Below are 16,587 nucleotides of genomic sequence, written 5' to 3'. Positions count from 1 at the left end.
AGTTTTATTTTTTACAATTGCGAGGTACAAAGCAAATCAATTAAATCATTATTATTTTTGGCGTAACCCTCCGTAAAAACTTCGGGTCAGGCTTTCGGCTTTATCTCTCCGTTACACTTCGAGGATACCGCCTCTATCCTTTACGCAAATCGCAGGAACAACTCACGAATTGAATCTATAAAAACTTTCTCCAATTGCTGCAAAAAAACTACTTTTGCACAATACAACAACTTAAGAATCTGAAATTAATTCAGATTAAACAACTACACAATGAAGAATACACTTATTGCACCATCTGTGCTTGCTGCCGATTTTGGAAACCTGCAACGCGACATCGAAATGATTAACAACAGTGAAGCTGATTGGTTTCATATTGATATCATGGATGGCGTTTTTGTACCAAACATTTCTTATGGAATGCCAGTTCTGGAAGCAATAAACCGCCACGCCAAAAAAACAATTGACGTTCACTTGATGATTGTAGATCCAGACCGTTACATTAAAACTTTTGCTGCTTTAGGAGCAAATGTTCTAAGTGTACATTATGAAGCTTGCACCCACCTCCATAGAACATTACAAGCCATCAAAGCCGAAGGAATGAAAGCTGGAGTTGCTATTAATCCACATACTAATATTGACCTACTAGAAGACGTCATAAATAACATCGATTTAGTTTGTATCATGAGTGTGAATCCAGGTTTTGGAGGACAATCGTTTATAGAAAATACGTACTCTAAAATTGAAAAACTAAAAGCTTTAATCACTAAAAAAGGAGCTTCTACCATCATTGAAGTTGATGGTGGTGTAACCAATAAAAACGCAAAACAATTAGTGGAAGCTGGTGCCGATGTTTTGGTAGCCGGAAGTTTTGTTTTTAAAGCTGAAAATCCAACAGCAACTATTGCTGACTTGAAGAAATTAACAACTCTATAAAAGTAAAAAAGTCCCTTAATTGGGACTTTTTCATCTAGTTTTCTATGAATTTGATTTTATCAAATCATCATGAATTTTTTAATTTCCTTTTCATTAATCTTAGGATTAGCCCCCTCTTCACCAGCAACTAGAGCACCTACTGCACAGGCATAATTTAATGCTTTTTGTGGCGATTTTCCTCTAAGCAATCGGATAATAAGCGAGGCTAAAAAAGAATCTCCAGCACCTACTGTATCAACTACTTTTACAAAATAACCACTATTGTAATAAAATTTATCATTATAATATAAAACAGCTCCAAATTCTCCCTTAGTTACACAAACCTGTTTTGTATTTGTTTTCTCAGCAATGAATTTAATATTTTGTTCAAATGAGTTATATGGGGATCCCAACTCTCTACTTATTTCACGTAATTCTTCATCATTCAACTTAATAAAATCAGCTTTTTGCATCAGCTTATTCAAAACCTCTATTCTATAGTATGGAGCTCTTAGATTGGCATCAAAAACTTTATATTTTGCTTTATCCAAAATAGAATTCAAAGTTTCTCTAGAAACCTCATCTCTAGACGCTAAACTTCCAAACACAAATACATCTGCTTCAGAAATCACCTTATCCATTGTTTCAGTTTCTACAATTTTATCCCAAGCAGAAGGATACAATATATCATAGGAAGCATTTCCTTTTTCGTTTATCATTACATGTACCGCGCCAGTTTTGTATTCTTTAGTTACTTGAATTAAATCAGTAGTGATTTCTTGACTGCTTAAAAAAGATAAAATATCTTCTCCATTTTCATCTACACCAACACGACTTATCATAGATGTTTCTACTCCAAAAGTATTCATTCGTAAAGCCACATTTAATGGAGCTCCTCCAATTTTTTTATGTGTTGGAAAAATATCCCATAAAACTTCCCCAAAACATACAGCACTTAAAGTGTATTTTGCATTCATAATAAAACTTATTAAAAAATTAAGAATAAGCAAAAAACCGACCTATTCAATAAAACATTTAAAAGTTAAAGGTAAGAACATATCTTACCTTTAACACAATTTAAACAAACATCAAAACAAATTTAATCCTTAATATCCAGGATTTTGCTTGTACAAACCTCCAGTAAAATCAATTTCTCTTTGAGGTATTGGATAATATTCATCTCTACCTGCTGTAAACTTAGCATTTGAAAGAAAATCTCTTTTAGTTTTCTCAACAGTAAGGTAAGCATTCAAAACAGGCTCAGCTATACCCCATCTTACAAGGTCAAAGAATCTTGGTCCTTCCATACCAAATTCTAAACGTCTTTCAAACATTAATGCTTTCATTGCATAATCTTTTGAAGCAAAAGAAGTATACGGTTGAACTTTATAAACACTTGAAGCTCCAGCCGCTAAAGTCATTGCAGTACTAGCCGCAGCTCTAGCTCTAATTTGATTAATTATTGGCAATGCTTCGGCATATCTATTTAATTGGATTAATGCTTCTGCTTTAAATAATAACACATCTGCATATCTGATAAAATCAACGTTTTTAGAAGTCCCAATGAATGGCCCGTTCTTCACATAACAAGAGCAGTCGGGAGATTGTTGCTCTTTCATATTTCCAAAGTATCCATAAACACCTGGATCTCTAGCCCAACTCAATTTATAGACCATATCACCTGAATTTTTTAGCGTGTTTTTATATTTAAATGGTCTTCCCGGAACACCAACAGTATGATCAATTCTTGGGTCTAAAGTAACTCCAGCTGATAGTGGAGCATCACCATTAGTTATTGTATTAAAAATATCTGAATTATTGAAAGTGTCTAATAATGGTAAGCCATTAGCATCAGTTCTAAATGCATTCACCATATTTTGGCTTGCCATATGAAAGCCACAACATCCATACAGAGGCGTTCCATGAGGAGAGTTTAATCCTGTAACAAAACTTACTCTTCCTGTATTGGTTCCGTCATTTATAGAGAATTGTACAGCCCAAATAGATTCTGAACCATTATCATGACCATCTAAAAAATTATTTGCAAAGTCAGGCTCTAAACTTCCTGTCACTTTATCAGCATAATCTATTACTTTTTGTAATTTTGTTGCATCTATACTAGTTACTTGATGTGCATCATTTTGCTTATATGACTGATATAAATTTAATTTAGCAAGATAAGCAGCAGCAGCATTTTTATCTGCTCTACCCACTTGATCTTGACTTTGTTGTAAATTATCAAATGCAAATTGAAAATCTTCTGCAATTTTGTCCCATAAAGCATCACTTGTTAAGTCATTTGACGTTTTTAATATATCTTCCTGAGACAGTTCTTCTGTAATATAAGGAACTTTATTAAACAATAACTTTAGCATAAAATGAGAATGTGCTCTTAAAAAACGTAATTCTGCTTGTCTTACTTTTTTTAATGGGTAATCCGCATCAGGAATGACATTGATAACAGACAAGGCAAAATTAGCTCTAGAAATTGCTTTATAATGATTTGTCCAAGTTCTAGGCAACATCCAGTCACCGTAATCTGCAATAGTTGTATTGTATTGTTCATAACGGTCAATCACATCTACATCGCCACGACCTCCTCCTCCTTTATAGGCATCATCAGATCGTACACTTCCATATACCCATTGATTTGTTATTGGGCCTACCATTTCGTCATTTCCAATTGCAGCATAAGCCGCATTTACAAGTGCTTCTGCATTTGCAGCTGTCGCCACATTTGAAGAAGACAATACGCCTGTTGGTTCATAATCTAAAAATTCTTCGCTACATGATGCCAGAAGTAAAACCGACAAGAAGCTGATAACTATTTTATTATATTTTTTCATGAGAATTAATTAAAAATTAAAGTTTACACCTAATGAGAAGGTAGTTGGTACTGGTATTCTATTCACATCTGTTCGCTCTGGATCGGAACCAATATATCCTTTTGGAGTAAACCAAAATAAATTTTCTCCTTGAGCATAGATTCTACAACTTGTGATGAATCCCGATTTTTGAACTAACTCATCTGAGAATGAATACCCAATTTGCATGTTTCTAACTTTGAAATAAGAATTATTTCTTAAGATATAATCTGACATCTGTGTGTCATTGTTTGCTAATGAAAGAGATGGTACCTCAGTATTAGTATTTGTTGGTGTCCAAGCATTCAATGTTCCTGGCCCTGCATTATCTCTTCCTTGAACAAAATTATTCCAAAAAACATACGGATCAACCCCAACTCTTCCAGCCACACCAGAACCAAAAATGGAGAAATCAATATTTTTATACGCTAAACTAATATTAATACCGTATTCTAATTTTGGAAGTGTTGTACCAATAAAAGTTCTATCATCTGAATTAATCACACTATCTCCATTGATATCAACAAATTTGATACCTCCCAATCGAGAACCTACTTGAGTAGCATGTGCATCTATTTCAGCTTGACTTTGGAATAATCCATCGGTTTTATATCCAAAAACTTCAAACTGTGAATGACCAATTATCGAATTAGCTGCAGTTCCAGGATATGCTGCTCTTACTACTTCAGGCAAATCTGTGATTTTATTTTGAGTTGCACCAAAATTTGTAGTAACATTAAAAGACAATCCATTATCTAATTTATCTGCATATCCTACTGTAAGTTCCCAACCTTTATTTGCAGTCGAAGCACCATTTACAAAACGTTGCTGTCCTTCTCCAACAGCTGATGCAACTGGTGGTTTAATCAAAATTCCCACTGTCTTTCTTGAGAAATAATCAAATGAACCTGATAATTTATCTCCGAAAAAACCAAAATCCAAACCTACGTTCACCTCTTTGGTAGTTTCCCATTTCAATCCTGAATTCGCTGCCTGTATAGACACAAATCCTGAAGGCAAGTTTCCTGTATTAGTTCCATTTAAATCATATGCAGTACCTACATTATAATAAATGTTGAAAAAATCCGGATTATAAACATTTTGATTTGGGCCATATCTCGCTTCATATAAACCAAAACGAGCATTATCTCCAATAGATTGATTTCCTACTTCTCCATAACCAGCACGTAGTTTCAAGTTTGAAACTGCTGTTACATTTTTAAAGAATTCTTCATTATTTATCCTCCATCCTGCAGTAACAGCTGGAAAAATACCATATCTATTGTCTTGACCAAATCTTGATGAACCATCTCTACGAATAGTAAATGAAGCTAAATATCGGTCAGAAAACGAATAATTAAATTTACCAAACTGAGAAAGTAGTCTACTACCCGTTGAAATTCCATTATTTGTTCTAGCTCCAGTAGCCGCAGAAAGTGTAAAATAAGATTCTGATTCAACCGCGAATCCTTCAGCACTAGCAAACAACGTATTCAAATCCGTTTTGGTTGATTCCGTTCCTACTAGGATTCCAAATTTATGATCTGAAACGTTGAAATTATAATTTAAAGTATTTGAAATTGTTAAACTAGAATATTTATTGGTATCAAAAGCTAAACTATTGTTATTTCGGTTGACAAATCCATTTCTCACGATCGGTTCAATGTCTTTTCTGCTGAAATCATTAAAATCCATACCAATACTATTTCTTAAAGTTAACCCTTTCAAAATATCAATTTCAGTAAAAACATTACCGTACAAAGCCATTTTTTTGCTATTATCCCATCTGTTCAAATATTGCATTAATAGTGGATTATTTCTATCTGAATAACCGGATCCCAATGGGCCAGCATATTCACCAGAAGCAGTGTAAACTGGAATCGTTGGGGCAAGAGTTATTGCTAAACCTGGTGTTGGAGCGCCTCCAACGTCGTTAGCAGCATTTCTTTCGCTTGATTGTGTAAATTGAGAATTCACACCAAATCTTACTTTATCGTTAAACAACTTGAAATTGGCATTAAGTCTTGCAGAATATCGGTCATAATTAGTATATCTTAGCATACCAGAATTATCTAAATATCCTAAGTTCAATACTGCATTCGCTTTATCAGATCCTCCAGAGACAGATAAATCATTATTAATAAGAAGCCCTGTTTTGTATACAGTATCTTGCCAATCAGTATCTCCTGACGGAACATTAGTATCTCCTCCTACATACGGTTTTACGCTTACACTATTCAATATTGGATTACTGAAATCATTATTCCAATCAAAATCATAGATTTCTCCATATCCACCAGACGGACTTGCTCCATCGTTAACAGAGGCTTGCCATAACACTTTTCCTCTATCCAAAGCGTTTAGCATTTTATATCGTTGCTTTTTCTCTGAAAGAATAGAAACGTTTGTACTGTAAGATACTTTAGTCAAGCCGCCTTTTGCTGCATTTTTAGTAGTAACAATGATTACTCCATTCGCTGCTCTAGACCCATAAATAGAGGAAGCCGAAGCATCTTTTAAAACTTGAATAGATGCAATAGCACTTGGACTCAAACTAGCAAAAACCTCTGGTCTTGTTGTAGGAACACCATCGATAACATATAATGGGTCTGTATTACCAAGTGTACTTACCCCTCTAATTAATATTCTACTATTTGCCCCACTTGGATCTCCTGATTTTTCTATATTCAAACCAGCAACTCTTCCTTGCAAAGCTTGCATAGCATTTCCAGAGCTCATGGTTTGACCTGTAATAGGTTTTAATTCTACTACGGTAACTGCACCAGTTAAATCGGCTTTTTTCTCTTTAGAATAACCAGTTACAACAACCTCTTGCAGTTTCAAAGACTCTGCTTTTAATACAATTTTTAAAGTGGTTTGTCCATTAAGTTTAACAGACTGAGATTCATATCCAGTAAAACTAAATATTAAAGTTGCATTTTTGTCTACATTGTTTATCGAAAACTGACCGTCGAGATCCGTAGTTGTTCCGACTTTAGTTCCAGAAACCAGTACTGATGCACCAGGAAGAGACATTCCGTCTTCGGAAGAAGTTACCACTCCTTTGATTTCTATATTTTGGGCCGATACCGAAAAAAACGAACCCATAAGGATTAAGTAAAGAATAATTTTGTGTTTCATAATTTAGTTGGTTTAGTTAAAATTTAGTTGGTTAATAATTAAGTTTTCAATGGTATACTCCGTATTAGCTTTAGAAACTGAAAAATATTCCATTGGTTTATCTGGAAAAAATATTTCAGTCATAACTGTTTTTCCATTGTTATAAAAAATTTCAATTGAGGTTTTATCAACGATTATTCTTACATCCATTTTATCAAAACTCCCCTTAAAAGGAGCCTTTGAAATGTTTTTTGCGAAAAGATTAGAAAAAGCTAATTTCCCAGATTTTGATCTATCAATAAAAAAGTAATTCTCCTTATTATTGATTCCAAATTGAATTGTATTCTTAGCATCATTTGATAAGGAAAAAGTGTAAACATCCTTTTTTAGGTTCTTTAAAGAAAAATGAATATCAAGTTTTGATAAATCGACTACTGACTTATCTACCAAGACAGTTTCCTTATCTATTTTAAGAGATTCTTTTTTAATCGTTTTTGCAATATAATTTTGTAATTCCTTTGCGGGTTTAGAAGAAACTATATAATGATCGTTATCTTTAACAAGTACTAACTCTCTAGGTATAGTCATACTGCTTCTCCATTTTTCGGTAGGTACTTTTTCAGCATATTGCCAATTTGACATCCATCCTATAAATAATTTTCTTCCATCGACTTCAGAAATATTTGCCCAAGTAACTCCTGCATAATTGTCTCTACCATAGTCAATCCAAAGCCCTTTTTGTTGCTTTACATCTTTTGAAAAAGTTTCATCAATAGTGAATTTTTTTCCATCAAAATCACCTACAAAATATTGTGTAGCTGAGCCACCATTAGGTCCTCCAGGATTAATACTTGATAACATGACCCATTTGTAATCATCTGTACCATCAACTAGCATAGGGAAAAAATCAGGGCATTCCCAAACACCCTCATGAGCTCCAATCTCTTTACCAAAATCTGAAAGCAGTGCCCATTCTTTTAAATTTTTAGAACCGTAAAGCATTGTTTTATCTCCTGCAGCAAGTATCATTAACCATTGTTGATGAATCGCATCCCAAGTCATTTTAGGGTCTCTAAAATCTTTAATGTTTGGATTTTTAATAATTGGATTCGCTTCATATTTCGTCCAAGTCAACCCTTCATTTAAGGAATACGCTATACCTTGCGACTGATAATTTGTCTCCCCAGCCTTTTCTTTCTTCATATCATGATAGGTAAACATGGCTACCATTGGAGGATTTTTTACGCTCCCAAATCCTGAAGTATTTTTTACATCAACCACTGCACTTCCTGAAAAAATATATCCTTTTTCATCTGGATAAAGTGCGATGGGTTTTTCAACCCATGTTATAAGATCAGTACTGATGGCGTGACCCCAGTGCATGGGCCCCCAAACATTTGAATCCGGATAATATTGATAAAAAAGATGGTAATACCCGTTGTAGTAAAACATCCCGTTAGGATCATTCATCCAGCCCTTTTTAGGAGTGAAATGAAAATTAGGCCGATACAATTCTTCTTCAGTATATTTCTTGTCTGTTAAAGAACCCTCTTTACAACTAAATATGGTTGTAAAAATCATTATGCAACTTAACATTCCAACATATTTAATAATTTTTAATTTGCTCATAATTTTATTCGTTTATTAAATTTTTACTTAACTCCTCTAAAGAAATTCCTTTGGTTTCTGGCATCATAAATCGAACAAACAAGAGTTGAAAAACCATCATCACTGCGAAAAATATAAATACTACTCCAGGCCCTACTGTAGAAAATAGATACGGAATTAATGATGGAATAATAGCTGCCAGAACCCAATGCGTAGTACTCCCAAAGGATTGCCCTGATGCTCTTAGATGATTTGGAAAAATTTCTGATATAAAAACCCAAATTACAGCACCTTGACCTATCGCATGTGCAGCAATAAACAAGAATAAGAAAACGGGAACAGCCATTCCTTCCCAGTGAAAAAAGAAAGCCATTGCAACAAGTGAAAGTGATATAATATACCCCACAGAACCAATGTACATTAATATTTTTCGCCCTAATCTGTCGATTAAAAAAACGCCCAATAGTGTGAAAAGTAAATTCACCACTCCTATTCCAATACTACTTAGTAAAGCGGTACTTTCACCAAGACCCGCCTCTTGAAATATTCTGCTGGAATAATATAAAAAAGCATTAATTCCAGATAATTGATTGAAAAAAGCCATTAAAAAAGCCAATACTAGAGGTGTTCTGTATTTCTTTAAAAATATAGTATCATCAGCCTTAGAAGCATCGTTATTATCTTTTTCTATTTCTTCTTTTATATTTTCATAATCCGCTTCTTGCCCCATTAATTGCAACACTCTTCTAGCCTCGTCATTCTTGAGTTTAGACAATAACCATCTTGGGCTTTCAGGAATTGAAATAATTAATAAAATATAGATTACTGATGGAATTGCTTGTACTCCCATCATCCATCTCCACGAATTTTCACCTACATCATTTAAAAGATAATTAGACAAAAAAGCCATCAGAATCCCTAAAACAATATTGAATTGATAAAAAGCAACCAGCTTACCTCTGTCTTTTGCAGGAGCTATTTCTGAAATATATGCAGGTGCTGCAATGGTCGATGCCCCAACACCAAGACCACCAACAAACCTAAATGCGGCAAACACAAATGGATTATTTGCAAAAGCAGATCCAATTGCAGAAAACAAAAATAAAATCCCTATCCACAATAAGGTGTTTTTTCTCCCAATCTTATTAGTAGGAATCCCTCCAAATATTGCCCCAAGTACAGTTCCCCATAATGCCATTCCCATAACAACTGTCCCGTGAAATGCATCCGAAGAATTCCAAAGAACTTGAAGCTTTTTATCTGCTCCAGAAATAACAACAGTATCAAAACCAAACAGGAAACCTGCTAATGAAGCAATTAAAGCCCAAACAACAATTTTTTTCATTATCAAAAAATATTAAATTAGATTGCTAAGATATCCGCATAAATTTCACTTTTATTTTGAGGATGTTACAATTTCATTTAATACTGTTTCCCAATAGCGATTAAACAACAAAATACTTATTATCAGATAGTTACAATTTAAAATAAACAAATAACTACTTCGTTGTAGTTCGATTATGTTACACGTGTTACAATCATGTTACACGTATTTTTTAAAAAAAATAGATATTCAGGAATAAAAAAAAGTCACTTGATGGATTTTATTCAATTAGTAAAATTTTAAATTTATTTTTAGAGGAAGTTTAAAAATAATCGATAAAAAAAATGAATTTATTAAGCAATTCTATATTATGAAGTATTCTCAAGCTTTTAAGAAAAATTACACAGATGCAAATGCAGTTTAATCTCAAGATTCAAGGATATTTTTATAATTGAGTATAGGAATTGCAACAAGAATAAGACAACTTATATTAAAACTATTACTAATGTATGTTCTACTCCGTTTTATTAAGGAAAAGGCACTCGAACCCAGATTCCCAATAGTTACATCCAGTGTGGAAAACACCAGAATCATTACATTGAAATAAAGCCATAAAAAAACCATCAAAATTAGATTTTGATGGTTTTTATTTTAACATTACGCAGGTTATAAAGTGATAAATGAACAGAATTAATTTTAATCAATAACCTGAATCTTTATAAAAACTAGCGTTATAATAAAGATTAAAGTCATCCTTTTCTATACTCCTTTTATTTAAATAATTTTAAGTCTGAAAAAGTGACTTCACCATTATCAGCAAAAATAGCCCAAGGATTCTGATTCATTTTATAGATACGGTTTGTAAAAGCGATTTCGTCATTAATATATATCACACATACCGAATTTTCAGAAATGATTGTAACATCAAACTCTTTATTAGCCGGAACGTTTAGCGGAAGCTGCGTTAGATTTAAGGAGGACGCATTTTTTATAACCTTATCTAATCGTAATTGATTTTTGGCTAAATCGAATACAATGGCAAATACTTCATTTCGTGTTCCACAGGCTCCAAATTCAAAACCAAATTGAGTGGATGATATCGCTTTTATATGTGCTTTAATTTTAAATGCTCCAGTTTCTCTGTCAAACACTGAAAATGCTTTTTCAGCCGAATTACCTTTCAATGTATAGGCATCTCCTTGCTTTGAAGTTCCAAAGTCTATTTTCGAATTTAAAGCTCTATTAATAATAAACTTGTTGTCTACACCATTAGGTATCGCAATACCTAATGTTCCATTTGGATGCTGAACAAGTCGATGCGTTACAAGCGATCCAGCCCAATCAAAAACAGCGGCATCACTATTTTTATTTTTAGTAGGACACCATCCAGTTATATATCGGTTTACACCATCGGTAACTGTTTTTCCAGCATAGAAAGCAATTCCATCTAAGGCAGTATTTACAGGAGTAATCCAAGTATTGGCTGTCAGTAAACGGTATTTATAGTGTACCATTCGATCATCAATATTGGAGTAAATCAAATACTGATAATCACCCATCGTGAACACATCAGGACATTCTGTTATAAAGGTAGTTGCATCCTCATAAAATGGCTTTTCCAAAATCCAATCTCTCAAATTCGCAGAACTGTATTGCGCGATAACCGCCCGCCATGGCACAGTGCTGTTAGAAACTAAACTAACCTCAGAACGTGTCGCAATCAACATTTTATACATTCCTGTACTTTTATTTTCTATGACGATTGGATCTCTAAATTCATTGCGATCATATCCCCAAGAAGCCTGCAATAAAAATGAAGAATCTTTGGTCCAATTTTTTAAATCCGTAGACGTTGCCAGCATAATTTTTTCTTTAGGATCAAGAATTCCGTTATGTCCTGTGTAGAAAGCGTAATAAATTCCATTCCTTTTAAAAACGGATCCGGTTCCCAATGCTCCGTCCTGCTGATTCGAAATCCCTGTGGCAATCATTTCACTAGTGTCAGTGAACGTTGCAAAATCAGACGTAGTTACTTTATACCATGGGTGAAAGGTGGGCATTGTATTTCTTGCATCGTACAAATAGAAAAGATGGAAGATACCATTTTCATAAAATGGGATGGGATCACCAACCCAACCAATAGAAGGCTTAAAAAATGTTCGATACGTATTATCCGATTCATTAGGAGTTTGACACTCAGGAGCGTTTGTTTCTACAATAGGGGTTTCAGTTGGTTTATCCTCTTTAGTGCAATTATTAAATAATGCTAAACAAAGTGGAAGGCATAAAAACGTGCGATTTATTTTCATATTGAATGGTTTACGAGAATTATAAGTGCGCAAAAAGATTTGATACTCTCAGATAAAATATTTATGTGAGAAAAAGGAAACGATCAAAAAGAATTTAGAAACTTTCAAGATCTTTCGCAGCTGCAATTTAAAATCAAAAAAAATAATTATGTTTAGACCTTAAATTCAATTACTAAGATATTTTTAAAAAATCGGCTTTTATATCAAGAATGGTATGATTTCATACAATGCTTTACAAAACCATTAAAAATCACTCAAAACTATAATTATCAACACATTAGATACAAACAAAAAGAGTAACTACTTCGTTGTAGTTACTCTTATGTTACCTAAAATACAATTATGTTACGCTATTTTTCTTAGGAAGAAACCCGTTCAATAGAAAACCATCTATTTTTTACTTTTATATTCTTTAGGTGTAACACCAAATTTATTTTTAAAAGAAGTTGAAAAATAATTTGGTGAGGAGAAACCCACTGCATAGGCAATTTCTGAAATGTTTAATTCTGACTTTTTCAACAGCTCCTTTGATTTATCTAATCGCATATTATTTATATAGTCACTGACACTAATTCCTAATATAGCTTTCACTTTTCGATACAATTGTACCCGAGAAATAGTTAAACTTCGTGCGAGATCTTCAACGGTGTAAGCAGAATTATCCAAATTTTTTTCAATAAGATCATTCAACTTTCTTAGAAAATCTTGTTCAGAAACACCAAAATCACCATCCTCGATTTTTAAAATATTATTGGTATAATAAAATCGAAGTTTCTCTCTATTAAAAAGCAACCCTTTTATAGATTGGGATAAGACTTTTAAATTAAAAGGTTTTGTCAAAAATAAATCAGCACCACTCTCTAATGCTTTTAAATAAGAATCCGGATCATCTGAGGCGGTCAGTATCAAAACTGGAATATGTGAAGTTCTAAGATCTTTCTTTAAAATTTGACATATTTCAAAACCGTTTTTTCCAGGTAAGTTCAAATCACAAATAATAACATCTGGTATTATTTCCAAAGATTGTTCAATAGCATCAAATCCATTAGAGGCATAAACATTATACTCTACAGACAATTTATTTGAAATAAAATCAGACAAATCCTTATTATCTTCGATATACAAAACAGAATATTTATCCTCATTAGTTTTGGACTCTGAACTTTGAATCACTTCTTCATCTAAATAATCTGTTTGATTAATTATTTCTAAAACCGGATTCATTAGAATATTTTTTTCGTCAAGATGTGCTTTTCCTAACTGCAATGTTATTATAAATTCGGTCCCATTTTTAGAAATAATTTCTATAGTTCCCTTATGCAAATCAATAAAACTTTTTGATAAATGCAACCCAACCCCTGAGCTATTTCTATAATTATTCGACCCTTGATAAAAGGCATTAAAAACTTGTTTTAATTCGTTTTCCGGGATTCCTATTCCCGAATCTTTAAAAGATATTTTAACTACATTGTTAGTCTTATCTTCTCTTATTTTTATTGCTATTTTACCATTTTCAGGAGTGAATTTAAATGCATTTGACAATAAATTAAAATAGACTTTATCCATTAAATTACGATCTATATATACCTCAAGTTCAGGATTATTTGACACCAAGGAGAAATCAATATTAAGTTTCTTTGCTTCTCTTTCAAAATCTATAATGATACTTTTTGAAAAATCTAATAAATTAGTACTTGAAGCCCTTAGTATAAATTTTTTGTCTTCTACTTTTCTGTAATCCAATAATTGATTGATTAGCCGGAGCAACCTTCTGGAATTATTATACATCAAATGAATTTCTTTATTTACTGAACTCCCTTTGGTTTTGAGTTCACTACCCAAAGATTCGACAGAACTTAAAATTAAAGTCAAAGGCGTTTTAAATTCATGAGATAATCCCATAAAAAAATTTAAACGAGCTTCGTTACTTTGTTTTAATTCTTCTGAATACTTTTTAATTTCATTTCTTTGGCTTTTAATTTTCTTATTTCTCTCTTCTAATTCAATCTTTTTACGACTTATTGTAATACGGGAATAAATACTAAAAAAAGCTAAACCTAGTGCCAATATAAATAATAAAAATAAAAGTTTTAAAAGATTGCTCTGACTGGAGTATTTCTCTTCTTGACTTTTGATAATGCTCTGTTGTTGCTCTATATCAGATTGATGAATTGTGATCTTATCAAATTGATTGCTCATAATATCCGCATTAACTGAGTCAATTAATATAGTATTGAGTTTATTATTTTTCGGTACAATCTCGTTATTAGCTATTTTCAATGCTAATTTAATAGCTTCACTGCCTCCTGTAGGATATAAGACAGTGGATTCTAAAACTCCGTCTTTGACAAGCTGAATACCTCCATTTGGTCCATTAACTCCATCAACTCCTATAAATTTAATTTTATTTTTTGCCTTTTCCCCTCTGGTCGCTTTCCAAGCCTGATAAGCAATTACATCATTATAAGCATAAACAAAATTTATTTCGGGAGAGTTCTTCAAACTTTTTATAAACAAATCCTTAGGCAGTTCATCATTTTGTGCATCTATAGAAATTACTTTAATATTAGGGTATTGATTTACAATTTGGCTAAAACCCATACTCCTTTCTAGACCAGGTGATGTATAAGAAGCTCCTTTAATTTCGATTACATTTGCAATCCCTCTAGATAACGAAACAATATGTCGCCCGACAATTCGCCCTACTTCAACATTATCTGCCCCTAAATATGATGTATAATTTGAAGTGTTAACTTTTCTATCTACTATAATAACAGGAATCCCTATAGCATTTGCTTTTTCAATTACAGGAATTATAGAATCTGATTCAAAAGGAGATACAATAATAACATCCACTTTATCTGCTATAAATTTTTCAATATCATTAATTTGCTTTTTAGCTTTACGATTCGCATTATAAATGGTCAGGTTGACCTCTGGATGAAGTGAGGCTTCTACTTGCATACTATGGTCCATTGATTTTCTCCAAATATCATGATCTATACTTTGTGAAAATCCTATAGAAATTTTCTTTCTATCCCCATCTGATGAATTACAGGAATTCAGAAAACATACAAAACTTGCCAGTACTATAAAACAGCCTCTTCTTGACATACGATTTATGGTTATAAAAATTTTAGAGTAATTTCAGTTATTCTTGTAATTGATTTTCTAAAATCATGTCTATATAATATCCCTGATTACAGACTTCTTACCCTTACAAAAAATAATTTTTGATTATGACAATTCAAATAGTATAGTAACTGTTCTTTTTTCTAGAACTAATATCATTTCTTTTTGAGTATAAAATGATTTTTACAAATATATAAAAATAGGGTATTACTATTTCATTTTATAAACCAATTTCTTTTAGGAACTTACCACCTATTTTCATCAAAAAGAACTTATTGTAAAATATAAAACCGAATTAAGCTGATAAAAATGATACTTGTATTATTCCTTATATTTTAACTATTCTTCTTGAAAATTAATCATTCTTGAAATATGAGCATATAATTCTGGATGCCTACTTTTAAAAACATGAGGAGTCTCATAGAAATGTTCTAAGAGAACCGATAAAAATTCGAATTTATTTTCATAAGCATACAATCTAAAATAGTCTTTTTTATTTAACTCGTTATTTAAAACTGGATCACTATAATATTTTACGACTTCATTAAACTCATCAAAAAAGATAATTGCACTTGGATCATTACTACGTAAACAATGAAAATGTAAAGCATGAGCAAACTCGTGCAAACCCAAATTAACATTATCACTTGATATTGAATGCCCCAATAAAAAATCTTCCCACGAAAAAACTACCGCTTTCATTCTTGGATTAAATTCCCCTTTATGTGTCGTTTGATTCACCGTGGAAAAGTAATTAGATGGATAAATTATTATTTTATTGAATAAACTCACCAAATAATTCCTCATCCCAAAAGTTAACATCACATAGGTTCCAGCAATCAGTATTCGCATTTGTTCAGTAACAATCATTTCCTTACCTATAAACTCATACTTAACAATAAACTCATTTATTCTATGTTCAAAATACGTTTTCCTTTTAGAAGAAAGTCTATTGTAAAAAGGAAAATCGTTTACTAATATTTGGCGTTGACTTGCTTTTAGTTTTTTAGCAAAAGGATACCAATGTATATAAAGAGGTTTATTAAACAGTAAGACATACGCTGGTTCAACCACCCTAAAAATTAGAAGCGCAAGGAATAACACTCCAAAAAGTACTGAGAAAAAAATTTGTAACAACATATTTCATTACCGGTTTAAAGCAAAAATACTCCAAAATAATCTCAAGAAAACTTGATATTTTGAAGCATTTGTATTGTATTTGTGGCCGCGACAGGGTTCGAACCTGCAACCCTCAGAGTCGAAATCTGATATTCTATCCAGTTGAACTACGCAGCCATTATTTTAAGTACGAATTTAA

At 32.4% G+C, this 16,587-nt stretch carries 9 protein-coding genes and 1 tRNA gene; 1 reads left to right on the top strand and 9 read right to left on the bottom strand.

From position 1 onward, the window contains the following. Nucleotides 1–270 precede the first annotated feature (270 nt). Nucleotides 271–933, top strand: a complete 663-nt coding sequence (rpe, locus tag V5J73_RS02620; protein ID WP_338647403.1) for a ribulose-phosphate 3-epimerase — start codon at nt 271–273, stop codon at nt 931–933. A gap of 59 nt (nt 934–992) precedes the next feature. Here rpe and V5J73_RS02615 read toward each other — a convergent pair whose 3' ends face one another. From V5J73_RS02615 to V5J73_RS02575, 9 genes are all read right to left on the bottom strand, one after another. Beyond that, nucleotides 993–1,889 (bottom strand): carbohydrate kinase family protein, encoded by an 897-nt coding sequence (locus tag V5J73_RS02615; protein WP_338647401.1) that lies wholly within the window; start codon nt 1,887–1,889, stop codon nt 993–995. 129 nt (nt 1,890–2,018) lie between these two features. Then, nucleotides 2,019–3,758 (bottom strand): RagB/SusD family nutrient uptake outer membrane protein, encoded by a 1,740-nt coding sequence (locus tag V5J73_RS02610; RefSeq protein WP_338647399.1) that lies wholly within the window; start codon nt 3,756–3,758, stop codon nt 2,019–2,021. Between the two features lie 9 nt (nt 3,759–3,767). Continuing rightward, on the bottom strand, nt 3,768–6,917 hold the full coding sequence (locus tag V5J73_RS02605; RefSeq protein WP_338647398.1) for a SusC/RagA family TonB-linked outer membrane protein: 3,150 nt from the start codon (nt 6,915–6,917) through the stop codon (nt 3,768–3,770). 12 nt (nt 6,918–6,929) lie between these two features. Then, nucleotides 6,930–8,525, bottom strand: coding sequence for a glycoside hydrolase family 32 protein (locus V5J73_RS02600; RefSeq protein ID WP_338647397.1), 1,596 nt, complete (start codon nt 8,523–8,525; stop codon nt 6,930–6,932). A 4-nt stretch (nt 8,526–8,529) separates the two neighbouring features. After that, complete coding sequence (locus tag V5J73_RS02595; RefSeq protein WP_338647396.1) at nt 8,530–9,849, bottom strand: sugar porter family MFS transporter; 1,320 nt, start codon at nt 9,847–9,849, stop codon at nt 8,530–8,532. A 749-nt stretch (nt 9,850–10,598) separates the two neighbouring features. After that, complete coding sequence (locus V5J73_RS02590) at nt 10,599–12,137, bottom strand: glycoside hydrolase family 32 protein (protein WP_338647394.1); 1,539 nt, start codon at nt 12,135–12,137, stop codon at nt 10,599–10,601. A 390-nt stretch (nt 12,138–12,527) separates the two neighbouring features. After that, the gene (locus tag V5J73_RS02585; protein ID WP_338647392.1) at nt 12,528–15,251 is read right to left on the bottom strand and encodes a hybrid sensor histidine kinase/response regulator transcription factor; all 2,724 of its coding nucleotides are present in this window, start codon (nt 15,249–15,251) and stop codon (nt 12,528–12,530) included. 357 nt (nt 15,252–15,608) lie between these two features. Next, a complete protein-coding gene (locus V5J73_RS02580; RefSeq protein WP_338647391.1) occupies nt 15,609–16,409 on the bottom strand; it encodes a zinc-dependent peptidase in 801 nt (266 codons plus the stop codon). A gap of 82 nt (nt 16,410–16,491) precedes the next feature. Next, nucleotides 16,492–16,565, bottom strand: a tRNA-Arg gene (locus tag V5J73_RS02575). Nucleotides 16,566–16,587 lie beyond the last annotated feature (22 nt).

Source organism: Flavobacterium sp. KS-LB2 (assembly GCF_036895565.1).
Classification (GTDB): domain Bacteria; phylum Bacteroidota; class Bacteroidia; order Flavobacteriales; family Flavobacteriaceae; genus Flavobacterium.
This window is presented reverse-complemented; position numbering and strand designations above follow the sequence as displayed.

Excerpts from the sequence above, each read along its gene's own strand:
- rpe (WP_338647403.1), top strand. The coding sequence starts at position 271 with ATGAAGAATACACTTATTGCACCATCTGTGCTTGCTGCCGATTTTGGA.
- V5J73_RS02615 (WP_338647401.1), bottom strand. The coding sequence starts at position 1,889 with ATGAATGCAAAATACACTTTAAGTGCTGTATGTTTTGGGGAAGTTTTA.
- V5J73_RS02610 (WP_338647399.1), bottom strand. The coding sequence starts at position 3,758 with ATGAAAAAATATAATAAAATAGTTATCAGCTTCTTGTCGGTTTTACTT.
- V5J73_RS02605 (WP_338647398.1), bottom strand. The coding sequence starts at position 6,917 with ATGAAACACAAAATTATTCTTTACTTAATCCTTATGGGTTCGTTTTTT.
- V5J73_RS02600 (WP_338647397.1), bottom strand. The coding sequence starts at position 8,525 with ATGAGCAAATTAAAAATTATTAAATATGTTGGAATGTTAAGTTGCATA.
- V5J73_RS02595 (WP_338647396.1), bottom strand. The coding sequence starts at position 9,849 with ATGAAAAAAATTGTTGTTTGGGCTTTAATTGCTTCATTAGCAGGTTTC.
- V5J73_RS02590 (WP_338647394.1), bottom strand. The coding sequence starts at position 12,137 with ATGAAAATAAATCGCACGTTTTTATGCCTTCCACTTTGTTTAGCATTA.
- V5J73_RS02585 (WP_338647392.1), bottom strand. The coding sequence starts at position 15,251 with ATGTCAAGAAGAGGCTGTTTTATAGTACTGGCAAGTTTTGTATGTTTT.
- V5J73_RS02580 (WP_338647391.1), bottom strand. The coding sequence starts at position 16,409 with ATGTTGTTACAAATTTTTTTCTCAGTACTTTTTGGAGTGTTATTCCTT.